Below are 837 nucleotides of genomic sequence, written 5' to 3'. Positions count from 1 at the left end.
AATTTTCAACGAAAGAGGGATTAATAAAATATCTTGATAAAGAGAAAAGTAGGTAATAATTTATCTAATAATAGTACTATTAAATTATTTGGAATATCATCATGAACAAAATTGGATGATAACAACACTCAATCTCGATACAAATAGGTCAAGGATGAAAACAGAATATAAAATTGTTGGTTAGAAAAACTAAATAAAGCAAAAGTTTTTAATTCTGTTTCTTTCAAATAAGGAGTAGCAATGAGATATAAAATAGTACTGTTTATGTTATTAAGTTTAATTTTTAACATGTCAAATGCTTATTCAGGTGAATATTTAGATAGCATTCCAGAAGAGTATCAATTCCCTAAATATAATAATATAGCCCATCCTCCAATTAATGTTGAATATAAAGGCCATAAAGGAACAGTGATGTTTCTTAGTAATACTTTTGAAGACGGAAGGCGTAATTTAGAGGTGTATTTTTTAACAAATAATAATAAAGAATTGAATAAAGCGTACGAACTTTATACATATCAATATGGTGATGAAGAACTAGTAAGCGCTTTTGAGTATGTTGATAAAAAAACAGGTGACAAATATATTTATATGTTGCTTAAAGATACTATAACACCAAACAAATTGTACAGTTATAGCATTACTGAATTACCTTTATATATAGAAGATGATGGTATACTAAGGGTGTTGTTTTTTTTAGGTGATAATGAATTCCTATCAAAAACTACTTGTATTGATAATTTTGAAACCGATAGACGTTGTGAATTTTCAACGAAAGAGGGATTAATAAAATATCTTGATAAAGAGAAAAGTAGGTAATAATTTATCTAATAATAGTAC

Annotated in this window: 1 protein-coding gene; it reads left to right on the top strand. The window is 26.3% G+C overall.

The features are described from left to right. The first annotated feature begins 240 nt into the window (after window positions 1-240). A complete protein-coding gene (locus tag H3S73_RS13505; protein ID WP_198236816.1) occupies window positions 241-816 on the top strand; it encodes a hypothetical protein in 576 nt (191 codons plus the stop codon). The last annotated feature ends 21 nt before the right edge of the window (window positions 817-837 follow it).

It is taken from the genome of Gilliamella sp. B14384G12 (assembly GCF_016101825.1).
Classification (GTDB): domain Bacteria; phylum Pseudomonadota; class Gammaproteobacteria; order Enterobacterales; family Orbaceae; genus Gilliamella; species Gilliamella apicola_N.
Note: the sequence above shows the minus strand (reverse complement) of the source record. Positions and strands in the feature narration are given on the sequence as shown.

Coding starts and splice junctions, on each gene's coding strand:
- H3S73_RS13505 (WP_198236816.1), top strand. CDS start 241: ATGAGATATAAAATAGTACTGTTTATGTTATTAAGTTTAATTTTTAAC.